Below are 22,418 nucleotides of genomic sequence, written 5' to 3'. Positions count from 1 at the left end.
CTTTTATGCTATGCAAAATAACGAATAGCGCCAACCCCTTCTGCGCCGGCCTTTTTACAGGCCTCTGCACGCTCTTGCGTCGTGATACCTCCCAAGGCTATCACCGGTATCGACAGGATTGAGGAAATCTTCTGAAGGCCGACCAGGCCGACCGGCTCTCCTTTGTTGGGCGTCTCAAACACAGGACTAAAAGTCACCATATCTGCACCGAGCGCTTCAGCCTGTTTTGCCTCTTTGAGCAGATGGGTGCTTACAATGACAAAAAGATTGGCTGCTTTGGCTTTTTTGATCTGATCAAACTGATCGCTTCTCAAATGCACACCGTCCGCACCGCAGGATTTTGCCAAATCCGCATCACCGTGCAGCAACACTTTATCAAATCCAAACCGCTTTGCGGTTTCCACAAACTTTTTGGCATAAACAGCATACGTTTTACAGTTTTTATCTCTATAAACGATCATAGAGGCTTTTTGGGAAAAACGTCTCAAATCCCTCTCTAAAGATTCAAAATCCAAGGTAGAGGGATCAGTGATTGCGTAAAAAAGCATCTTAACGGTCTTGTTCTTTTAAAACAAGTAATTTTTCAAGAAGGTCTGTCTGTTTTTTTAATTCTGCATACTGCTCTTGAACGGTGATAAAGTGCTCTAAAATTAAAACAGCCAGCAAGCCCGGCAAAACTGCTACAACGGCACTCATGACAGCAAGCAATAAATTGATTTGATAAAAAGATAAAAAAGAAGTGACGGCGCCGATGAGCACAAAAGCCCATGCGACCCCAAGAAAAAAATTGACTACAAAATTTAACTTAGACGATGGCAGTCTCATAGGGTATATACCAAAGAAAAACTACACTGCGCCTATCGTATCTACAACAGGATTGGGTGCTTTTTCATGCTCTGCGTCTATCGCAACAGCACCGGCAAGATACACGTAGATAAGTATCATAAATACAAACGTTTGCAACAATGCAGAAAACGTAAGCAACAGATAGGCCGGAAGCGGAGCAATAAAAGGCACCAGCATCAAAAGTACCCATAAGAAAAGATCATCTCCTTTGATGTTACCAAAAAGCCTGAATGAAAGCGAGATGATTCTAGAAAGGTGTGAAACGATTTCAATAGGGAACATTAAAGGCGCAAGCATCTTTACCGGTCCTGCAAAGTGTGCAAAATAGTGAACTACGCCATTTTTTCTAATACCTTCGTAGTTATAATACACAAACACCATAAGCGCCAACGGCAATGTTACGTTAATATTGGAAGTTGGAGCTTCAAAGCCGGGAACGATACCGATGACATTTGAAATAAAAATAAAAAGTCCAACTGCTGCCACAAGAGGAAAATATTTTCTGGCCAGCTCTTCACCAATCACATCTTTCCCCATTGCAATCACACCGCCAAGATAGGCTTCCATCACGTTTTGCGTACCTGAAGGTACCGCTCTAAAACTTTTTGTTGCCATTTTTGCGATAAATAGTACAATTATTGCGACCAAAATCAAATGCGCAACCATCATCGCATCGCCATGACCAAAAATAGCACCTAAATAGGTAAATACACCTTCCATAAAACATCCTCTTTTGTGTAATATTTTGGGGATTATACACTTTTTATGCTTAGAATTACACTCTTTTTTCCTGCCCCAGACGATAAAGTGCAAAATCATATTTGACAGGATCTTTGCTGTCAAACTTTTTTAATGTGCCGGTCAACTCTAAAACCGCTTTCATGTCATAACTTTTGCGCTTAAGAAGACCCAGTTTTCTTGACACATGAAACGTATGTGTATCCAACGGAATCAGTAAATCTTTTTTATCTATTTTTTTCCACAATCCCATATCGAGTGCATCTTTTCGCACCATCCAGCGCAAATACATCAAATAGCGCTTGTAGGTCCCCGCCTGACTCAACGTTTTGGGCAGATTGCCCGAGAGAAAGCCGTATCCGTAGCTTTTATGCGGATAAATCGCTTTCAGCGCGGTGATAAAATGCCATAATCCCTCCAGTATATTTTCCTCTTTTTTGTACCCCTCATAAAAAAAATTCTCTATTGTATCCACCTCTTTTAGGCGCTTTAAAGCTATAAACAACGCTGTGACATCTTCATTTTTTTGAAAACGATAATAGTGTTTTGTCAGCATTGTTTTTATCTTTTCTTCCTCTTTTTGAAGCAAAGAAAAATTCAAACTGTCTAAAAATGCAACAATGCTGTGAGCATTTCCGTAAGCAAACAAGGCACAAACAAGAGCAATAGATTCATCCTTATAACGTGAAGCAATCAAAAGAGGATCCGGTCTGGCATAGGAGAGTTCGGCGTTATGATTGCGATTTTCAACTTCGCGGTCCAAAAGCTGCTTAAGCTCTTTTGCATTGACCTTGCCGAAACTCTGCTGCATCAAAATGTAAAATGCTCCCCAAGATAGTATCTGCGCACATTTTTATCGTGGGCTATCTCTTCGCTGGTGCCTGATGCGAGCATCTCTCCGCTTCGCATCACGTAAGCCCTGTCGCAAATCCCCAATGTTTCACGCACATTATGATCGGTAATCAAAATTCCCATATCCAGCTCAACAAGCTGCCTGATAATATTTTGTATGTCCAAAACAGCGATGGGGTCCACTCCCGCAAAAGGCTCATCGAGCAATAAAAATTTCGGCTCGCCAACCAATGCTCTTGCTATCTCAACCCTTCTTCGCTCTCCGCCGCTTAGACGTATTCCTTCTCGGTTGCGAATAGGTTCTATGTTAAAAATTTCGAGCAATTTTTCTATTCGGGGCCCGATAGTCTCCTTGGACAGGTTTAGCGCCTCAGCTGCAATAAGAAGATTTTCTTCGACCGTCAGGTCTTTAAAGATGCTTGATTCTTGAGGAAGATAGCCTATGCCCAGTTTGGCTCTGCTGCTAAGAGGGAGCTTTGTGATATCATGGCCATCTAAAAAAACTTCTCCTCCGGTTGTGCCCGTCAAGCCGCATACCATATAAAATGAGGTGGTTTTACCCGCGCCGTTAGGCCCCAGAAGTCCTACGATCTCTTTGCTTTTTACCACCAAAGAAATATCATGAACAATTTTGGTTTTCTTGATCGTCTTTGAGAGATGTTTGGCTTCAAGTTTATGCATTATGTTTCTATCCTGTATCTTCTATTGTGATCATCGGGTTCAATGCTGATCAATACCAAATGATATCCGACATTTTTTAAAAAATTCCAAAGCGCATCACTGCCCCACTCTATCATGTGCCACCCCTCTTTTTCAAACTCCTCAAAAAGTCCCATTTGCATAAACGTTTCATGGTCCAGCCGATAAAGATCATAATGGTAAAGATTATTTCCGTAACAGTGCTGCAAAGAAAAAGTAGGGGAAGTTACCTCCCCCTCTACCCCTCTTGATTTCGCAATTGCCTGTGTAAGCGTGGTTTTACCTGCAGCCAAGTCTCCGCGTAAAAAAACAATACAGTTTTGAGGCAAACGCTTCTCAAGATAGGCAACTACCTTATCCAATTGACCAAGCGATGCTCTGATTTCTTTCATAAATAAGGATCGCTATTGCTTGATTTCATCTGATAATTGTCGGCTCATTTTGACAATCCTGTCCAGATGCGCCAGTGCTTTTTTGCTGTCAATCGCCTCTTTTGCCATCACTATTGCTTCTTGTATATCTCGCACATTTCCTTCCACAAAAAGAGCAAAAGCCGCATTAAGCACCACAATGTCTCTTTTGGCCCCTTGCTCTTTTCCTGAAAAAATATCTCTGGTAATTTGTGCATTTACATGCGCATTCCCGCCCAGTATCGCTTCTTTGGGTGCGTAGTTGAATCCAAGGGCTTCAGGATTGATCTCACCTTCCAAAATGCGGTTGTCTTCCAAATAGGCAAACGAAGTTCTGCAGGCAAGAGAGATCTCATCCATGCCGTCATGGCTGCTTACCACAAGAGCTCTTATCGTATCGAGCTCCAAAAGCGCATCGGCAATACGTTTGACATGACTGGGATCAAACACACCCAGCAGATATTTTCTTGCCCCTGCCGGGCTGCTTAATGGCCCTAAAATATTGAAAATAGTATGGTAGTCTATAGATTTTCGTATAGGCATAATATGTTTCATCGCAGGATGGTGATTCATCGCAAAAATAAAACAAAACCCTGTCTCTTCAAGCATTTTCATCTGATTTTCAACCGAAAGATCAAGGTTGATCCCGAGTGCCTCAAGCACATCAGCGGCACCTGAAACGCTTGTGACGTTTCTGCTCCCATGCTTGGCAACCATGCATCCCAGCGAAGCGAGCAAAAGTGACACGGTAGATGAGATATTGAAACTTCCTATCTTGTCTCCCCCCGTTCCTACTACATCAATTGCTTTTTGTCTTAAAGCATTTGAAAGCGGAAGCTTGATGGAGTGTTCGCGCATCACGGCAGCCCCGGCCGCGATATCCTCAAAAGTTTCTCCCTTTTGTCTGAGATCTACAAGAAACCGGCGCCCCTCCTCTTGGCTCATTTCGTTATTGAATAATCTTTCAAATTGTGCTCTGACATTCATCTTCTTCTCCTTTTTGCATTGCATTGTCTATCTCTTCTACATATTCGTCTTTTTGACTTTTAGGGATCGTTTTGGTCGCAGGAATTTTAAGCACCCGATAGGATTTGGCACCCTTGAGATACTCTATCGTTACCACATCGCCCATTACAATATTTTTGGATGCTTTGGCCTGCATGCCATTAACATACACCACACCGCTTTTAAGCATATCCGTAGCTACCGTACGTCGTTTGACCACATTGACTGCACTTAACCATTTATCTACACGCATGTTATTGTTTAAACTCCAATTCTGCAGCTTTTGCCGCAGTAATACCTTTTAATGTCAGCTGACCATCCAGGAGATACATCTGAGCTTTAAGTTCTTTAAAAACCTGTTTTGCTTCTTTGAGAGTGTACATGCCCGTATCAACAAGCATCAGCATCACATCATTAAGCGTCTCGTCAGGCTTTTTTTTCAAAATGCCCAGCAGCGTCACTTTTTTGAGAAGTTCCTCTTCGTTCACCCATTGCCCTTTATCTTAATGCAAATCCGCATTAAGTTTCACTTCTCTCGTGCTTCTTCTGGCGACAATCTCACCTGTTAAAGAGTCGTGTCTAAAATGAATGCCGTTAAGCCCCTGAAGCTCTTTTCCTTTAAAGGTGGTTTTTGTCTCAAGGCCGGCTGAAGGATTGGCTGCTTTTATCTTTTCGAGCTCCGCGGATGCAATTTTGATCTTTGTTCCTGCTAAGATGGTGATACCCGCATCCACGATGCAGCCGTCTCCAAGCGGAATCCCTGTCACCGAATTGGCTCCAAGCAAAGTATTTTCGCCGATACTGATAGGATTGCCGTCAGTTCCTGAAAGCACACCGAGGATACTGGCACCCCCCCCTACGTCCGAACCGGATCCTACGACTGCCGAGGAAGAGATGCGCCCTTCTACCATTACAGGCCCCAATGTACCCGCATTAAAATTGATATAGGACGCTCCGGGCATTACCGTCGTGCCTGCTGCAAGCTGTGCACCCATTCTTACCTTGGAAGCTTCCAGGATACGCGTATTCTCGGCGGGGATGACATGCTGCAAATACCTTGGAAATTTATCCACGGCATCTACAACAGGGAATATGCCGCTTAATTTCATCTCTATTTCGCGATCTCTTAAATACTCAAGTTCGTATGGCGTATTGCCCACCCATGCCACATTGCTTAAAATACCAAAAGCTCCATTGAGATTGATACTTCTAAGCTTTGCCTTGCCCAAGGAAAGCGCATAAAGTTTCAAGTAGACTGCTTCAACACTTGCAGGATTGGTATCTTCAAACAAAAAAACGATCCTGAAATTTTTGCCTATATCCTCCATGGCAGACAACGCTTTGATCACTTGCACATTTTTGTGAGCGTCGCCTGCCGCCTCATCCAAATAAGGAGCAAATGCGGCCATGGCATTGGCTACAAAACTGTCATTGATCGTTGCAACAAATTCAGACCCTGAAAAATCCACTTCGCATTTTGCTTCTTGAAGTGCCTTGATACATACAGCTGCAGAACCAAAATTCTCTTTCCAGTTGATCATTCCAAAATTGGCCTGAAGGATTTTCTCGGCATTTTTTTGCCCCCTGTCGACTCTGGCGATACCAAATGCGATAGGCTCTTTATATCCCTCCTGTGACGTCACTTGCGCCACTAACTTTTTGAATTCATCTGTTGATGCGACTGTCTGCATGGTCATATCCTCTCTTTTTGTCAATATTGTTTGGGGTAATTATACTTTTTTAGTTTGAAATTTTATACACATCGGCCATCACCTCAAACCAATCACGCTTGAAATGCTGCTCAATATAAGCCTCCCGGTGAGGAATACTGCATCCTGTGCAGTCTTGGTGTATCGCGTCCTTAGATACAAACAGACCGCCTTCTGCTGAATCTATGGCACAATAGCTATAAACTGTCTTGCCTTCTTTTTTGCAAAATCCGTTATCGTCAAAACGAAAGTTCGGGCAGGCGCACAGATAACAGTTAAGCGGCTCCAAATCATGGCATTTTTTATTTTTTTGATATAGCGGACAAAACCCGGGCTCCTTTTGCACCATATTTTCAAACCTGAAATAAGCGATCACTTCATCATCGCTCAAATGTTGCAACCTCTCCATTACGGCCTTGTGTTTTTTACCATGCGATTCAAACCATTCCCTGTAAGTCACAACACTCCTTTGGCATCTCTCAATAAGAACAATTATAACGAACTTTGTGTACAATCCGCTCCATGAAACATCTTCGAGGCTACACCAGACGGTACTTTTCATTAGCGATCATTGCGATGTACTCTACGCTGCATAAGCTGTGTACTCTTGACAGCAATCATCAGTACCATCAAATTGCCTATGAGAACCAAGAGTATAAAACTTCTCCTCCTAAAAATTCCTTGTCTTTTTTTAATTTTTTTACAGCATAAACGGCATTTTTTACAATAGTCCTATGAAAAACTGTTGATAAAAATGTTTAATCATTCATACCTCAATACATAAGGAAAACCATGAATCGCAATACAATTAAACTATCCCTCATACCTGCGCTTCTGCTTGCAGCCAATCTTCTTGCAGACGAAACACTCGAACCCATCACCATCGTATCATCAAACAAAACCGAACAATCCATTGAGAACACGACATCCAACATTGAAGTGATTACCGCCGAAGAGATAAAAGAGAAAGGCTATCAAAGCGTTGCCGAGGCGATCGAACATATCGCAGGCATTTCCGTAGTACATTCGGGAGGATTAGGACAGCAGACCTCAATTTTTACCAGAGGAATGAACAGCGGGCAGACTCTGGTACTTTTAGACGGTATGCGCCTAAACGACCCAAGCACTATTGAAGGAAGCGCTTTTTTAGAAAACCTCACTACGGCAAATATTCAACAGATTGAGATAGTTAAAGGCGGACAAAGCAGCATCTGGGGATCCAATGCCAGCGCAGGCGTCATCAATATCATTACCAAAACACCCAAAGATGGCGTTCACGGTTCTTTGGCTGCGACCTACGGCTCATATGCGACCAGGGGCGTTGATGCAGATATCGGCTATAAAGACGAGAAACTGACAGCACACCTTCTGGCTTCCGTACTTGAAACCGACGGATTTTCAGCTGTCGCTCCGAGGGATGCCGAGGATGACGGATATAAAAACAAAAATACCAACCTCAAACTGGGATATAGATTCGATCCAAACAACACATTGATGCTTGACTGCAATCGCATCAAAACCAATGCCGAATATGACGGTTACAATGATTACTTCCTTTTAGATCCAAATGATGACTATAGCCATGCCGATTCAGACCAGAAAAATCTAGCGGCTGATTACCGTTTTAAAAAGGAACACTATCGTCTCGACTTACACGCAAGCACAGGAGATTACAAACGTGATGCATATGACAGTGCGATTGGAAATTATCGGGCAAAAATAAAAGAATACAGTTTGCTCAATACCTTTGAATATGGTGCAAACAAAACAATTTTAGGTCTAGAATATAAAGATATCGATGGTACATATACCTATAATTCTGACAGTAAATTCGGTTCTTATCTTGATAAAGGCATTTTCTTATCCAATACCTATCTTATCAATCAAACAACACTGATCGAAACCAATCTCAGATATGATGATTATGATACATTTAAAAATAAAGCTACCTATAAAATAGGTATCAAACATGACCATCCCTCCATGCCCGGTTTCGTGACAGGCGCCAACTACTATACTGCCTATGATGCCCCAAGTTCCTACCAAATGGCCACATCCTTGCCCGACACACTTCTAAAACCAAGCTATACCAAAGGGTATGAGATCTATGCACGCTACAAAGAGTGGCTGAATATAACTTATTTTGATCATAAGGCGGAAGATAGTTTTGATTATAGTTTTGATCCGGATACCTATCAATCAATTTGCTACAATGTAGAAGGAGCCTCTAAATTTAAAGGGCTGGAAATCAGTTCAACCTATAGATTGCCGGATATCGGAGCAGTATTCTCTGCCAACTATACCCATCTCTTTACATTTGAAAAATATGACGGCAGTGAATTTTTCAGACGTCCCAAAGATACACTCAATGCTTCTGTAGACTATTATGCGGATTCTAAAATGCATTACGGCATCGAAGCCCAATATATCGGCAACAGAAAAGATATGAATTTCAATACTTGGCCGGCTTCGGAAGTATCAACAGGAAACTATACCTTATGGCATCTTCATTTCAGCACGCCTATTACGAAAGATACCGATCTTTCCATCCATGCCAAAAATATCTTTGATAAAGACTACCGGTCTGTTTATGATTATACTGCTGAAGGCAGAGCAGCTTATGGTACAATATCCTACCGTTTTTAGCAGGGTGCTTCCCCTGCTTCACAAAAGAGAGAAGGCATTGTTTTAATGTATACGTTGATCCCTTTTTGGTTCCTGCCCTACAAGTTTTTCAACTCGCTTTTTTTGGGATTGAGCGTAGGAACTATTTTTATCCTCTATGCCCCCCTGGAACCTTCCATTTATTCTTTGGGGGGTGTTGTGCTTGCCATAGGTATGCTGGTGGTGGCAAGACTTTACCATATGATCTTGACTGCAAAATGGTTTTTTAGGATTTCTCTTTTTGTGGAAGGGATTTTGCTTTTGGCCATATGCTATTTTCTCTTCAAGCCCTATACATACCAAACCGCACTGGTCATCTATGCGGGCTATCAAGTTACTTTTGTCTTTGGAAGTTATCTGGTAAGAGTTGAGACGCTTTTGCTGGGAAAAGACACGCTTTTATCTCAGGTGGATACACTCAAACAACTAGGCTATCTTTTGGGTATGGGACTATCTTACCTTTTCTATAAGATGCTTGCGTATTGGGGCATCAGCGATCCCAAAGAAGAGGTTTATTTTTTACACTTCTTGCTTGTTGCTGTAGAGGTTTTTGTCATTTTTTTGATAGTTAAAAGTTTTAAACGCGTCATATAATGTGATCCAAACAGAACAAGCAGTCATCATATTTATTGGCAAATAACCACTATTTGGTGTATAATTAAAGATGAAGATTAAATCATAAACGCTTGATCTTGATTCAAGCATTTATGATAATTGCAGCGACTCTATGGCTTCATTGCCCAGAGGGTTTATCAACAATAAAAAGGAGAATAAAATTGAGAGAAATAGGATTGGTTGCTTTACTGCTTGGCTTTTGTTTTGGCAACAACTCAGGAGAGATAAAAAAAACATACAGTGCACAAGATTATCAAACAAAGATAGAGCTTCTTCAAAAAGCGTGCGATAACGGAGAAGCGCAAGGATGTTCCGATCTTGGGATTATGTATCGGCTTGGCAAGGGAGTAGAACAAGACAATTCAAAAGCAGCCCAACTCTTTAAAAAAGCATCTAGCAGCGGGGATGCCACAGCATACTCTAATCTTGGCATTATGTATGACTTTGGCAAAGGGGTCAAGCAGGATAGTTTCAAAGCAGCAAAATTTTACCAAAAAGCATGCGATGGCGGAAACCCTGCAGGATGTTCCAACCTTGGGATCATGTACGAAGACGGCAAAGGGGTCAAGCAAAGCAAACAACAGGCTTTAGAGTATTACGGCAAAGCCTGCGAGATGGAGAGTGAGCAATATTGCAAAGATTATGCCCGCTTAAAAAAAGAGTCTATAGAAAAAATTCTGTCTAGAGCCTAGATAAATAGTTTGATGCGCAGCAACAAGCGAAGTATAATGATTTTTCATTGGGTATATGCAAAGCCGAACTTTCCGGGCAGGCAAAAAGATAGCGGTCATGCATCGTCTTGATGCATACACTATCTTTTGCACCCGCGTCCGGCGATATCTTCCAAACTTGACTCTCTAAACATTTTTTGCAGCAAAAATTTTGGCTCCATCCATTGATCATGGAGAGCACATTTGCACAAACCGTTACAAAATCCTATACCCAGTATGCATTGTTCATCCTTTATGGATTCATGAAATGCATCCAAAATATCGCCCACCATGATCTCCGAAGCTTTCTTTTTCAGTTTATATCCGCCCTCTTTTCCTCTGATAGATTCTACCAGGCCCACCTTTACAAGCGACGTCATGATCTTGGCAAGAAACTTATAGGGTATAAGTAATGTTTCGGCTAATTCGGCGGCATTGAGAGAATGGGGGTCTTTTTGGCCTGCCATATAAACTAAAATTCTTATAGCATATTGTGATGTAGCACTCAATTGCATTCAAATCCTTTAGGTTTATGTTTTATACACTAAGTGTATTATCGTATATTATAGTATTGTAGTGCAAATTTATTCAATTACTACTTAAAGGTGGTATTTATCAAAATTTGTTGATTTTTTATATACTACTTAAAGGTAGAATTAAAATATCTTCGCTATTATTCGAATTACTACTTCAAGGTAGAATATAAAAAAGGATTGCCTATGACTGAACGTATCACGAAAAGTATGGCAAAAAATATCTATTACGGCGGCGGCACTTTCGCCCTGTTGATATTTCTTGCCCTTACTCTTGACACTGTAAAGCAAATACCGCATCGATCAAATGAGGTCAATATGACAGCATCTGTCGTAGCGGGTAAAAAACTTTGGGAGGACAACAACTGTGTTGGGTGTCATACGATTGTCGGGGAGGGGGCGTATTATGCACCTGAACTTATGAACGTGTTTCAAAGAAGAGGAGCATCTGACGAGGGTGCATTTAAATCATATATGCAAGGCTGGATGGCTGCTCAGCCGCTCGATACGCCAAACAGAAGAAAGATGCCGCAATTTAATTTGACCAAGGAAGAGGTTGACAACCTGTCTGATTTCTTGATTTGGACATCAAAAGTAAATGCCAATGACTGGCCACCTACAATTGAAGGATAGGAGACGATATGAAATATAGTTCACAAATGGTAGCAAAGCCTTATTTTATTTTTGCATTGATTCTTTTGGCCGGAGAAATATTGTTTGGCTTGCTTATGGCTATTCAGTATTTGTACGGCGACTTTTTGTTCCCGCTGATCCCGTTTAACGTTTTGAGAATGGTACATACCAATTTGCTTATCGTACTGCTTCTGTTTGGCTTTATGGGCGCAACCTATTATCTGATCCCTGAAGAAACGGAAACGGAACTTTGGAGCCCAAAATTGGCGATTATTACGTTTTGGGTATTTGCAGCAGCCGGTGTTGCGACAATCTTTGGGTATCTGTTTGTACCGTATGCCCAGCTTACGGAACTGACCTTTAACAACCTTTTGCCGACAATGGGTCGAGAGTTTTTAGAGCAGCCTTTGCCGACTAAGCTTGGGATTGTATTGGTAGTTGTATCGTACATACTTAATGTCATTATGACCGTAATCAAGGGAAGAAAAACCGTTATCACGACTGTCTTGATCACAGGCCTGGTAGGGCTTGCGGTATTTTTTCTGTTTGCTTTTTATGTACCTCATAATCTTATTATGGATAAATTTTTCTGGTGGTTTACGGTGCACCTATGGGTAGAAGCTACATGGGAACTTATCCTTGGCGCCATCTTGGCTTTCGTGCTTATCAAAGTAACAGGGGTTGACAGAGAACATATCGATAAATGGCTCTATTTGATCATTGCGATGACAATGCTTTCAGGAATCCTGGGAACCGGACACCACTTTTTCTATATGGGTGCGCCTGAATACTGGCTATGGATCGGATCTATCGCATCTGCCGTTGAGCCTTTGCCGTTTTTCCTGATGATCTTGTTTGCCTATACGATGACAAGAGAGAGAAAGATCCAACACGGCAACAAAATTGCGCTTACTTGGGCAAAAGGAACGGCGGTTATGGCATTTTTAGGTGCCGGAGTGTGGGGATTCATCCATACGCTTGCGCCGGTTAACATGTTTACGCACGGTACACAGCTTACCGCAGCACACGGCCACCTCTCTTTTTACGGGGCTTATGTGATGATCATATTTACGATGGTTTCTTATGCGATGCCTATCTTGAGAGGACGCCCGCAAGGCAACTCTCAAAAAGCACAGAACTTGGAATTGGCATCTTTTTGGATGATGAATGTCGGCATGATGGGTCTTACGCTGGCGCTTTCTGCTGCGGGTATCGTTCAGATCTTGGATCAAAGAGTCGGAACTGAACTGATAGGCTTTATGGAATCTCAAGAGTCCATCGCGGGCATTTATATGGTTCGTGCAGGGTTTGGCCTATTGGTTTTTGCCGGGCTTTTCACTTATTTTGCCAGCTTCTTTGTCAAAGAAGAAGCCGGCCAAGCAGTAGGATACAACGCATAATGCTGCATTATTATCTTGAGTTTGAAGAGAGTATCGGCAAAGTTTGGGATAGCTATCTCAACAAAAAAGTAAACAAATTTCACGAAGAAGAAAGGGTTTACTTTGCCGATCTTAGCAAATCATTGAATCTTTTTTACCGCCTTTTGGGCGGTGATAAAGGCAAAAATCTGCAAATCACAGACAAAAGATATGTCAGTACCTCAAGAACGCTCCTGCAAAAGATTTCATTTTCAGGAAAAGAGTTTTTTTTAGCGTGGCAAGACGACAAAGCAGTCTATCTGCCCCCTTCGTTTGCCTATTTTGATACAAAAGAGCAAAATGAAATGCTCTACTATTGGCTCGTAGCCCTGGCCGCAAAAGTCCCGGCAGACATCACCGCCGAAACACTTGCCTCTCAAAACAATGCTGCAGCAGCAAGCCTGATCGATACCTATGCGGGATTTAGAAGATTTTACGACAAAGCAACCGATTATCTTAGCAGCCGCTTTGAACAATTATCGTTTACCAATACTTTAGACAACTATAAAGCATTTGCAAGCGATTATCCCAATCCTGTCTGGATCTATCCCTCTGCATTATCCAAAAATAAAACAGACCGCTCAAACGAAGAGGAAGAAGAGCTTCAAAGGGATCAAAACAAAAACAAAACCGATACCCTCAAGATGAAAAAACAGACCAACCAGCTTGACGACAAACATGAAACCGACGGGTTTTTAGCCTTTTTGCCCGAATCCCTGATGAGCATTTTCGAACAGGTCAATGTAGACAGATGCGAAGATGACAGCTTTGATGAAAACGCGCTTTACCACGCCGAGGATCTGGATGAGATCACGCTGGGGAAAAAACAGGCAAATCTCTCTGCGCGTATCAAAATGGATTTGGATTTGCAACCCAATATCACGGAAATCTACCCTCTTGGAAAAGGACATTTGATCGACGAGTGGGATTACAGAAAAAAAGCGTATCTCAAAAACTATGTACGCATCAAACCGCAAATCGTCATCAATGTCACCCCCATAGAGCTGCCAAAAAGATTGAACAAAACGGTAAAAAAAATCCAAAGCGAACTGGACCTGCTTGAGATAGACAAAGTAAAAAACACCCGTCTTCCCTACGGGGATGATATCAATCTTGACGCATGGATCGAGTACAAAGGCCATCAAAACAAGTCTTTGCACCATCAAAAGTTTTTTACCGCATATGAGAAAAAGACCCGTGATATGGCTACGCTGATTTTGGCCGATATTTCGCTCTCAACCGAAGCAGGCATCACCCAAGAAGTGCGCATCATCGACGTGATCAAAGACGCCCTCATGGTTTTTTCGGAAGCATTGGAAAAACTTCAGGACAAATTTGCCATCTACTCTTTTTCATCACGCCAAAACAAAAGGGTTTATTTTCATATCATTAAAAATTTTAAAGAGAAATATTCTGATCTCACTCGCGGCCGGATAGACAGCATTCGCCCCCAGTACTATACCAGGCTGGGTGCAGCCATACGCGAATCAACCAAAATTTTAGACAGCCAAAAAAGCCTTAACAAGCTGCTGCTCATCATCAGCGACGGCAAACCCAACGACGAAGACAGGTATGATGGCCGCTACGGCATCGAAGATACCAAAAAAGCGATCGAAGAGGCCAGACAAAAAGGCATTACCCCTTTTTGCATCACGGTCGACCTGGACGCAAAAGAGTATCTGGGCTATCTTTTTGGAAAAAACGGCTATGCGGTGGTAAGAGACGGGCAGAAACTGCCCAAAATACTGACCGAAGTTTATATCAATCTAACAAAATAAAAAAGGAATACGATGTCAAAAACCTACTATTTGCCGCAATCAAACGAAGTGGAACTTTTTAAAGCCGCAGCGCAATTGAATCTTCCCGTTTTGATCAAAGGCCCCACAGGCTGCGGAAAAACACGATTTATCGAAGCGATGGGCGAAGAACTGGGGCGGGAGGTTTATACGGTGGTATGCCATGACGATCTGAGTGCAGCCGATTTGGTAGGACGCCACCTCATAGACGAGAACGGTACCTATTGGCAAGACGGGCCGCTTACCAAAGCAGTTAGAAACGGCGGCATTTGCTATCTTGATGAGATTATCGAAGCCAGAAAAGATACCACCGTTGTTTTGCATTCTCTGGCAGACTACCGCAGGGTTTTGCCGATCGACAGGACGGGCGAACTGATAGAAGCGCATCCGGATTTTATGCTGGCGATCTCTTACAACCCGGGGTATCAAAATGTGCTTAAAGGGATGAAACCCAGTACCAAACAAAGATTTATCTCGCTTACTTTCCACTATCCTAAACCCGATATCGAAAAAGAGATTATCATCCAAGAAAGCGGCGCAGATCAAGATACGGCGCAAAAACTGGTCAACATCGCCAATGAAATCCGCAAGCTAAGCGACAGCGATATTCAAGAGGTCGTATCGACACGGCTGCTGATCTATGCGGCAAAATTGATCACAAAAGGATTTGATCCCTACCAGGCCTGCATGCATTCCGTCGTCGAGTCGCTCAGCGATGAAGATGATGTTTTGGAAGTACTCGAGAAGCTGATTGCTTTGCATTTTCAAAAGGATGCCCATGACTAAAATGCTCACCGCCAAAGCACCCTATCCGCCCGGGGATTTTGCGATTTGGATCATTATCTATGTTGAGCTGTTGACGTTTGCACTGCTCTTTTTGGGTTTTGCCTTCTCAAGGAGATCCAACATCGAGATGTTCAACGCCTCCCAGCTGCAGCTCGATCAAATATCGGGTTTTATTAATACCCTGATCTTGATCACCAGCAGCTATTTTGTTGCCAAAGCTGTGCAAAGCATCAAGCACATGACCGATGAAAGCATCAAGGAAACAAGCCGTGCCGCAGCACGATGGCTTTTGTTCGCCATCATCTCTGCAGGCGGATTTTTAGCGGTCAAGCTGCTTGATTTTATCCATGTGTTCGGACAGGGCATCACGCTGAGCACCAATAAATTTTTTATGTTTTATATCATGCTGACAGTATTTCATTTCATGCATGTGCTTTTAGGCTCGTTTATCCTGTGTGTCATTTACCAAAAGACCAAAACGCAGGGCTACACCCAGAACGATCATAAAGGCATGGAGACAGGCGCATCATACTGGCACATGGTGGATCTGCTGTGGATCGTACTTTTTCCGCTTATTTACATCATACGATAAGGGCTGTACCATGAAAAAAACCCTAGAATTTGTCTGGATTGTCTTGGCTGTACTTACTGTCTTCGCTTTTTTGCTGGGCTATTTAAAGCACATCAATGTATTTCTTGTCGGTATTTTACTTATAAGCACGTTCATAAAAGCACTATTGGTGATCGATCATTTTATGGGACTAAAAGAAGTCCGGCTTAAGTACAGAATTATTCCTATCCTTTGGCTAAGCATCACGATACTCTTGATTGGCGCAGCATACTATTTGCCCGCTTGAAGCTTTCCGGTGATCCCTGTCCTGCCGTCAGCTAAGCCTCAGGTAAGCACAGAGATTGTGTTTGCTATCCATCACTGCACTTTTAGCAGTTGCACTGTTGTTTTTTGACCATCCTGCCCAACAAGAAATAAACAACTATCACATTGAGCACAAAAAGTATCAGCAAAAACCCTTCGTCGGCTCCCTTGTCTATCTGTAAACCCAAAAATGAATAGAGCAACTGAAGCGCTCCCAAACAAAGTACCGTCTTTCGGATATTTTTTTCAAAAAATCGTTTCAATATATGATGAATGTGACACTTATCGGCAGAAAAAATTGAGCGACCGTTGAGTTTGCGCCGCATCATTACCACCAGCGTGTCCAAGATCGGCAAAGCCGCAACAAAAAGAACGCTCACCACGGGAATATAAGCCAAAGACTTGATCGCCAGCACCGAAATAACAAATCCCAATGTAAGAGACCCGCTGTCTCCCATAAAGATCGACGCAGGATGCCAGTTAAACACCAAAAAAGCCGCCAGTGCAGCGATAAACGAACCGGCGATCACCGTCATAAACATATCCTCATTGAGATACCCTACTGCCATAAAACTGCCCAGTATTACGATACTGATCGTCGCAGCAAGCCCGTCCAATCCGTCGATAAGATTGAGCGCGTTGGTAAATCCTGTGACCGCAAAGAGAGTAAACGGCAGCGCGAACCACCCCAAACTAACCGGTATGCCAAAAACCGTACCCAATTTATCAATGATAATATGGTCAAATGAAAGCAAAAATGCACCGATAATGATCACAATAAATTTCGTTTTAGGCGAAGTGTCATGATGATCATCCAGTACGCCTACGACAAAGACAAGAAACACTGCCAAAAACGTCCATTTGTACGCAAGTATCAGATCAAAATGAAACAAAGGAATGATCAATGCGCTGCTAAGGTAAAATCCTACTCCCGCACCTCTTGGCGTATGCCGTGTGTGCGCGCTTCTGTCGTTTGGGATATCAATCAGGCCGATTTTTGGAGCATAGCTGCGCACCAGACCTATCATCACCAACGCCCCAATAAAAATGAGCAAAAATTCTAAAATCATATTATCCTCTTTAATCGGTCAGATATTTAATGGTCACAAACGGTGAGGCGATTCTGCTTACCGTTTCAAAGATTGATGTCGTATCGGTTGCAACTACTTTAAACTGCTTCCAGTTGTTTGGCTGGACATAGATGATATCGTTGGGCTTCACTATCAAGTTGGCAGCATGCAATGTATCAAAATTCGTAAGGTCCACTTGTCTCATAACCATTTGATTTTGATCGGTATGGCTGATCACGACGACATTGCTTCGCATCGCAGAATCTGTCATATCTTCAGCAAATGCGATCGCTTCAAGAAGCGTCATCTTCTCCTTGTCCACAGCCACAGCGCCCGGTTTTTTCACTTCGCCCAACACATACACGCGCTTATTGATCACCTCGAGATAAACCGAAGGATTTTTCAAATACTTTTTGTAGTGCTGCGTGATACGGTCTGCTGCCTGGGTCTGAGTCAAACCTGAAACCTTGATCTTGTTTACCAGCGGCAGAGTGATATATCCTTGCGCATTGACAAGGATTCCTTCGTTGTTCATGTGTTGGCCCAGCTCATTGAAAGTTCCGACCGAGGCTTGTTCGGGATTTTTATACAACGATACTTTCAGCCGGTCCTGGGGAAGGATGCGATACTCAAAGATCGGATCCAAAAGGAGCTCTTCTGCGGCAATATCATTCTTGGTTTGAAGCAGCCGATACTCAGATTTTACCGTGCATCCTGCTATCAACAGCATGAGAAGTACCCCTGCGCCTACATGTTTTATGATCATTCTTCTCTCCTTTGCTGTGATACTATGGTGCGCTTATCTAAGACTTTCATTGAGGATGGTATTGTTTTTCCACAGCTGCGCATACGCTTGCGTCGCAAATACCTTCTCCAAAAAATCTGTGTGTTTTTGATGATGCGCATCACTCCCCAAAAAATCCACCATGCCCTCTTTGCATAAAAATTCTGCTGCCTTCTTGGCGCCTTTGCCATAGTAGCCGCCCAGCGAATTGATATTGAGCTGAAAAAAAACACCCAATGCCTTAAGCCTGCTATACTCTTCATGCGGCTCTTGGATATAGCGATAGCGCTCAGGGTGTGCAAGCAAAGGCTTGTATCCTGCGGCAAGGATTTCAAAGATCACGCGCTCCAGCCCGTTGGGGCGGTGGGTATAGGAAGTTTCAAAAAGCAGATACTCTCCCCCCACCAAAAGCAGCTCATCTTTTTCTATCAGCGAAAGCAGCCCCTCATCCAGATAATACTCCGCTGCAGCCTCAATCTGGATCGTCAAACCGCTTTTTTGCGCCTCTTTTTGGAGCAAACCGAGCCCTTTTTGAATGGACTCCTTGGTGTTGCCGTATGCATCTGCCATCACATGGGGTGTGGTGATCACCTTTTCGTATCCCAAAGATTGCATCGCCCCAAGCAGCGCAAGACTCTCCTGCATATTTTGAGCTCCGTCATCGATCCCGGGGATCAGATGAGAATGCACATCCACCCTCACTGCAGTCACAGGCTTGCCTGCTTTTCTCTTTTTAAAAAAAGAGGGGATCATTTTTTGTCTTCTTCATAATATCCATAACCGTATCCATAACCATATCCATAACCGGAGCGGCCGGCTTTGAGATCATTGAGCACCAGGCCCAAACTTTTGATCTCATGCTCTTGTGCCATACGATTCATATCCTGCAAAAATGCTTTTTTGGAGTATCCGGCGCGCAAAACATACAAAGAAATATCAGAGATCTTCATCAGCGCCATCGCATCAGTCACCAAACCCACAGGAGGGGTATCAAGGATGATCACATCATAGACCGCCTTAAGTTTCTCGATCACTTCAGCCATCTTCTTGCTCCCGATCAGCTCACTCGGATTGGGAGGGACGGGACCCGAAGAGATGATATCAAGATTTTCACTGGCCGTGGGCAAAATCACACTCTCCAAGTCCGCCTTGCCTGCGAGCACCGAGCTGATCCCCTGATTGTTTGGCAGATCAAACCTTGTGTGCAAAACGGGTTTTCGCATATCCAGATTGAGGATGATCGTACGCTTGCCTGTGAGGCTGATGATCGCACCCAGGTTGCTGCCTATGGTCGTTTTACCCTCTCCGCCGACGGTGGAGGTGATCGTTATCAGCACAGGACCCTCCTGCAAAGCCATAAACTGCAGATTGGTTCTTAGTGACCTAAAGGCTTCGCTTATGATGGATTTGGGAGACTCCAGCACCTTGACCTTGCCGCCGCCTTCTTTGATGGACGGTATCATCCCTACCAGCGGAAGAGGCGATCCTTTCCTGACATCCTCTTCTTCTTTAATGCGGTCATCCAAAAACTCGCTCACAAAAGCCACAACTATTCCAAAGACCAATCCCAGGATCAACCCGACCAAAACAATCAATTTTCGTTTGGGTTTGATCGGCTCTTTTTCATCAGGCACAAGCGCCGTATCGAGGATCCTGTTTTTGCTGACCGTTGACGCTTTGGCGATTGCAGTGGCTGCACGCTTTTCAAGCAGATAGGAGTAGATCTTCTCATTGACCAAAAATTTTCTTTGAAGCTCCCCTAGAACCCGCTCCTCTTCAGGAAGCGTTTGCAAAAGTGCTTCATACTCCCCGATCGTCTTGACAAGAAGCTGTTTGCGCGATGCCACCCGTTCTTTGAGCGTTCTGATCGTGCTGGAGATGACATTTTTGAGCTGCGCGATGCTGCGGGTCAGCTTAAGCACTTCAGGATGCTGCGGCGTATAGTCCTCAAGCAGAAGCTTTTGTTTGAGCAGCGCATCTTGAAGCTCTTTGATCAGTTCAGGCACTCCGGTGTTTTCCAGATTGAGCCCTGCACCTGAGAGCATTTCAAGGTTTCTGCCTTTTTGCACCTGCGCATAGAGCGAAGCAAGCATCTTCTCTTCCATCGCCACTTCGGCGAGCCTGCTCTCATACTCGCTCATCTTTTCCGCTACGCCCTCTGCTTTTGTGCCAAGATCAACCATATTGATCTCTTTTTTGAAATTTTCCAAATTGACAGCAGAAGCCTGAAGGTTGTCATTGATCCGTTCAAGCTGTTCATCGATGAACTCCAGCGTCATCGTCGCTTCAAGTGTCTTGCGCTGAACGCTTTGGTCGATATACGCCTCAGCCAAGGCATTGACAAACTCTTTGGCACGCAACGGAACATTGTCTTCAGCGCTGATTTGCAAAATGGCACTGTTCTTGCCTTTTTGGCTCACAGTGACTTTTTCCTGCGCTTTCTCCATCGCCTCTCTTGGATCAAGTACCTCAAATCGGTACGAACCCTCTTCAAGCCCCTCTATCCCCTCTTTAAGCGAAAGCGTAAACGCAAAATGCGCCTCCTCTGCCTTCTGTGCAAAATCATAAACCTTGTCGATCTCCCACTCTTCACGGGTTTGGTCATCGACCCCTTTTGCCTGGAGACGATAGCGTGTCTTGCCTGCAGGAGAAAATACAAAAGAGACGCCAAATCCCCTCTCAAGCTCGACCTCAAAAGGCGCATCTTTGTACAGTTCGGCCTCTTTCATTTTCACAGTTTGGTAGTACCGGTGTGCAAAATCAACCTTCTCAAGCGCATCAGCAACGACGAAACGTGATTTGATGATCTCTATTTCCGTATCCGGAGTGAGAGCTCCCGGTGCCATCGCCATCGCAAGGATATCCTGCTGCGAAGCAATGCCTCTGTCATCTGCGCCGATTTCTACCGTCGAAGAGGCAGAGTAGACATTGGGCATAAAGTAGGCCGCTGCGGCCGAGACGATACTAAACAGCAGCGTAAAAAAAATGATCTTTTTTTTGTGGCGGACCAGTGTCCTAAAAAGTTCTTTGAGATCTATCTCGTCTTCGTTGATCTGTACCGGGTGCGTGTTCATTTATCTCCTTCGCCATATCCCCCCAAACAGGCATACGGCGTATCCAAAAAGTTATGCAAAAAAAGTTAAAACTGATAAGTTACGCCTGCAGTAATGGCATCGCTGCTGAGTTCGCTGTAGGTGGCCGCATCATACCCATAAAGGGTAGAGCTGATATCGGCATCTTTTGCCAAAGAGGTATAGTCAGCAAAAAGTGAAATGTTTTCCGTGAAGGCATAGCTTCCGCCGATCCCCCACTGAAAACCGGTTTCATCAAGGATCTCTTTGCCTATTTTGTCGGCATGGGCGGGAGTATCTCCGTTTTCACCCTCTACCTGCACGCCTCCTATACCCAAAAGCGCATAGACCCTGATCGATTCGGTGATGGGGTATTGGGGTTTCAAAAAGAGACTGTAGCTCAGCACATCCGCATAGTCTTCATACGCAATACTCTTGCCAATCCTGCCTTCTGCTGCCAGATAGTCGTTAAACTGATATCCCAGCAGGCCTATTACGCCCACGGTTTCATCTTGTGTTTTTGCGTCGTCAAAAAAAGCCGAATCAACCGAATAGGTTCTTTGAGACCCTACTCCAAGCCCTGCGTAAAAACCGCTTTTGCCTGCAGGTTCCGCCGTCACAGGCACCGCAATCTGCGGCTCTATCTCCGTGCCGATATCTCCTCCGGCCATGGCCTGGCTCACGCATCCCAACATTACCATCCATGCTGCTGCTTTTTTCATTCTCTTCCCTTCCTCCTCGTTTCTCTTTAAAATCGGCGCTCATTATACCTGTTTCTCACTTAGCAAGCTGTGACACAGATCAAGAAATTTGACCTATCCTTGTTTTTTTGATCAGTTTATCTGTGCAAGACCAATCCGCTGGCTGCCAGCCGCGCACTCCTGCTTACTTTCTTCTATGGCGAGTACTCGATGACACCAATTGCTCTCACTATTTAATACAAAAACCCAAAAAGCCATAGGGGTATCTATATATAAGTCAATATCCCCGCCCTTTTGAGCATCATCAACCCTGCTGCCAAAAAGATAAACACTGCCCGTCCGCCATAAGTCCTGAGGTTCCTGAAGAGTCAAAGAGTTAAGAGTCGTTCATGGCTCGACCGCTTCGTCATCCTCGACTTCGATCGGGGATCTATGGCATCAGGGGAACTCGTGGATTCCCGCCTTCGCGGGAATGACAGTGTTTTTCGTCATCCTCGGGCTTGA

Annotated in this window: 27 protein-coding genes; 9 read left to right on the top strand and 18 right to left on the bottom strand. The window is 43.8% G+C overall.

Going from position 1 to position 22,418, the window contains the following annotated elements; genetic code table 11:
* Positions 1-8: 8 nt before the first annotated feature.
* From CFH81_00135 to CFH81_00085, 11 genes are read right to left on the bottom strand one after another with little or no spacing between them, the layout of a single operon-like run.
* Positions 9-548, bottom strand: coding sequence for a thiamine phosphate synthase (locus CFH81_00135; GenBank protein ID DAB40751.1), 540 nt, complete (start codon positions 546-548; stop codon positions 9-11).
* 1 nt (position 549) lies between these two features.
* Positions 550-825: a hypothetical protein gene (locus CFH81_00130; GenBank protein DAB40750.1), complete on the bottom strand. Its 276-nt coding sequence runs from the start codon at positions 823-825 to the stop codon at positions 550-552.
* A 21-nt stretch (positions 826-846) separates the two neighbouring features.
* Positions 847-1,566, bottom strand: a complete 720-nt coding sequence (locus CFH81_00125) for a F0F1 ATP synthase subunit A (GenBank protein ID DAB40749.1) — start codon at positions 1,564-1,566, stop codon at positions 847-849.
* Between the two features lie 55 nt (positions 1,567-1,621).
* Complete coding sequence (locus tag CFH81_00120) at positions 1,622-2,395, bottom strand: TIGR02757 family protein (protein ID DAB40748.1); 774 nt, start codon at positions 2,393-2,395, stop codon at positions 1,622-1,624.
* Complete coding sequence (lptB, locus tag CFH81_00115; protein DAB40747.1) at positions 2,395-3,117, bottom strand: LPS export ABC transporter ATP-binding protein; 723 nt, start codon at positions 3,115-3,117, stop codon at positions 2,395-2,397. The genes CFH81_00120 and lptB overlap by 1 nt, the downstream gene beginning before the upstream one ends.
* Positions 3,117-3,527 (bottom strand): tRNA (adenosine(37)-N6)-threonylcarbamoyltransferase complex ATPase subunit type 1 TsaE, encoded by a 411-nt coding sequence (locus CFH81_00110; GenBank protein DAB40746.1) that lies wholly within the window; start codon positions 3,525-3,527, stop codon positions 3,117-3,119. The genes lptB and CFH81_00110 overlap by 1 nt, the downstream gene beginning before the upstream one ends.
* A gap of 12 nt (positions 3,528-3,539) precedes the next feature.
* Positions 3,540-4,532, bottom strand: a complete 993-nt coding sequence (trpD, locus tag CFH81_00105) for an anthranilate phosphoribosyltransferase (protein DAB40745.1) — start codon at positions 4,530-4,532, stop codon at positions 3,540-3,542.
* The gene (locus CFH81_00100) at positions 4,510-4,803 is read right to left on the bottom strand and encodes a hypothetical protein (protein DAB40744.1); all 294 of its coding nucleotides are present in this window, start codon (positions 4,801-4,803) and stop codon (positions 4,510-4,512) included. Before CFH81_00100 ends, trpD begins: the two co-directional genes overlap by 23 nt.
* Before the next feature lies 1 nt (position 4,804).
* The gene (locus tag CFH81_00095; protein DAB40743.1) at positions 4,805-5,038 is read right to left on the bottom strand and encodes a hypothetical protein; all 234 of its coding nucleotides are present in this window, start codon (positions 5,036-5,038) and stop codon (positions 4,805-4,807) included.
* 15 nt (positions 5,039-5,053) lie between these two features.
* A complete protein-coding gene (locus CFH81_00090; GenBank protein ID DAB41394.1) occupies positions 5,054-6,241 on the bottom strand; it encodes a 2,3,4,5-tetrahydropyridine-2,6-carboxylate N-succinyltransferase in 1,188 nt (395 codons plus the stop codon).
* A gap of 49 nt (positions 6,242-6,290) precedes the next feature.
* Entirely contained in the window at positions 6,291-6,719 is a 429-nt protein-coding gene (locus CFH81_00085; GenBank protein DAB40742.1) for a hypothetical protein, read from the bottom strand.
* Between the two features lie 332 nt (positions 6,720-7,051).
* Here CFH81_00085 and CFH81_00080 point away from each other — a divergent pair, with 332 nt between their 5' ends.
* The 3 genes from CFH81_00080 to CFH81_00070 all read left to right on the top strand — a co-directional run bounded on the left by CFH81_00080 (position 7,052) and on the right by CFH81_00070 (position 10,230).
* Positions 7,052-8,905 carry a hypothetical protein gene (locus tag CFH81_00080; protein DAB40741.1) on the top strand — a complete coding sequence of 618 codons (1,854 nt, stop codon included), beginning with the start codon at positions 7,052-7,054 and terminating at the stop codon, positions 8,903-8,905.
* 45 nt (positions 8,906-8,950) lie between these two features.
* Positions 8,951-9,517: a hypothetical protein gene (locus CFH81_00075; GenBank protein DAB40740.1), complete on the top strand. Its 567-nt coding sequence runs from the start codon at positions 8,951-8,953 to the stop codon at positions 9,515-9,517.
* A 92-nt stretch (positions 9,518-9,609) separates the two neighbouring features.
* Positions 9,610-10,230 (top strand): hypothetical protein, encoded by a 621-nt coding sequence (locus CFH81_00070; protein DAB40739.1) that lies wholly within the window; start codon positions 9,610-9,612, stop codon positions 10,228-10,230.
* A 119-nt stretch (positions 10,231-10,349) separates the two neighbouring features.
* Here CFH81_00070 and CFH81_00065 read toward each other — a convergent pair whose 3' ends face one another.
* Positions 10,350-10,763, bottom strand: a complete 414-nt coding sequence (locus tag CFH81_00065) for a transcriptional regulator, BadM/Rrf2 family protein (GenBank protein ID DAB40738.1) — start codon at positions 10,761-10,763, stop codon at positions 10,350-10,352.
* A 204-nt stretch (positions 10,764-10,967) separates the two neighbouring features.
* On the opposite strand from CFH81_00065, the gene CFH81_00060 reads away from it, so the two are divergent.
* Genes CFH81_00060 through CFH81_00035 form a run of 6 tightly spaced genes read left to right on the top strand, consistent with a single transcriptional unit; the run spans position 10,968 to position 16,271 of the window.
* Entirely contained in the window at positions 10,968-11,414 is a 447-nt protein-coding gene (locus CFH81_00060) for a cytochrome C (protein DAB40737.1), read from the top strand.
* Between the two features lie 8 nt (positions 11,415-11,422).
* Positions 11,423-12,814 (top strand): nitric-oxide reductase large subunit, encoded by a 1,392-nt coding sequence (locus tag CFH81_00055; protein ID DAB40736.1) that lies wholly within the window; start codon positions 11,423-11,425, stop codon positions 12,812-12,814.
* A complete protein-coding gene (locus CFH81_00050; GenBank protein ID DAB40735.1) occupies positions 12,814-14,610 on the top strand; it encodes a VWA domain-containing protein in 1,797 nt (598 codons plus the stop codon). Before CFH81_00055 ends, CFH81_00050 begins: the two co-directional genes overlap by 1 nt.
* Positions 14,611-14,622: 12 nt before the next feature.
* Positions 14,623-15,414: an AAA family ATPase gene (locus tag CFH81_00045; protein DAB40734.1), complete on the top strand. Its 792-nt coding sequence runs from the start codon at positions 14,623-14,625 to the stop codon at positions 15,412-15,414.
* On the top strand, positions 15,407-16,006 hold the full coding sequence (locus tag CFH81_00040; protein DAB40733.1) for a cytochrome-c oxidase: 600 nt from the start codon (positions 15,407-15,409) through the stop codon (positions 16,004-16,006). The genes CFH81_00045 and CFH81_00040 overlap by 8 nt, the downstream gene beginning before the upstream one ends.
* A gap of 10 nt (positions 16,007-16,016) precedes the next feature.
* Positions 16,017-16,271 carry a hypothetical protein gene (locus CFH81_00035; GenBank protein ID DAB40732.1) on the top strand — a complete coding sequence of 85 codons (255 nt, stop codon included), beginning with the start codon at positions 16,017-16,019 and terminating at the stop codon, positions 16,269-16,271.
* An 82-nt stretch (positions 16,272-16,353) separates the two neighbouring features.
* Here CFH81_00035 and CFH81_00030 read toward each other — a convergent pair whose 3' ends face one another.
* The 6 genes from CFH81_00030 to CFH81_00005 form a co-directional block, all read right to left on the bottom strand.
* Positions 16,354-17,358 carry an undecaprenyl-phosphate alpha-N-acetylglucosaminyl 1-phosphate transferase gene (locus CFH81_00030; protein ID DAB40731.1) on the bottom strand — a complete coding sequence of 335 codons (1,005 nt, stop codon included), beginning with the start codon at positions 17,356-17,358 and terminating at the stop codon, positions 16,354-16,356.
* 10 nt (positions 17,359-17,368) lie between these two features.
* Positions 17,369-18,124, bottom strand: a complete 756-nt coding sequence (locus CFH81_00025) for a sugar transporter (GenBank protein DAB40730.1) — start codon at positions 18,122-18,124, stop codon at positions 17,369-17,371.
* 33 nt (positions 18,125-18,157) lie between these two features.
* On the bottom strand, positions 18,158-18,895 hold the full coding sequence (locus CFH81_00020; GenBank protein ID DAB40729.1) for a capsular biosynthesis protein: 738 nt from the start codon (positions 18,893-18,895) through the stop codon (positions 18,158-18,160).
* Positions 18,892-21,216, bottom strand: a complete 2,325-nt coding sequence (locus CFH81_00015; protein ID DAB40728.1) for a capsular biosynthesis protein — start codon at positions 21,214-21,216, stop codon at positions 18,892-18,894. The genes CFH81_00020 and CFH81_00015 overlap by 4 nt, the downstream gene beginning before the upstream one ends.
* A gap of 65 nt (positions 21,217-21,281) precedes the next feature.
* On the bottom strand, positions 21,282-21,935 hold the full coding sequence (locus CFH81_00010; protein ID DAB40727.1) for a hypothetical protein: 654 nt from the start codon (positions 21,933-21,935) through the stop codon (positions 21,282-21,284).
* A 111-nt stretch (positions 21,936-22,046) separates the two neighbouring features.
* A complete protein-coding gene (locus tag CFH81_00005) occupies positions 22,047-22,286 on the bottom strand; it encodes a hypothetical protein (protein DAB40726.1) in 240 nt (79 codons plus the stop codon).
* Positions 22,287-22,418: the final 132 nt, after the last annotated feature.

This window comes from Sulfurovum sp. UBA12169, from assembly GCA_002742845.1.
Taxonomy (GTDB): domain Bacteria; phylum Campylobacterota; class Campylobacteria; order Campylobacterales; family Sulfurovaceae; genus Sulfurovum.
This window is presented reverse-complemented; position numbering and strand designations above follow the sequence as displayed.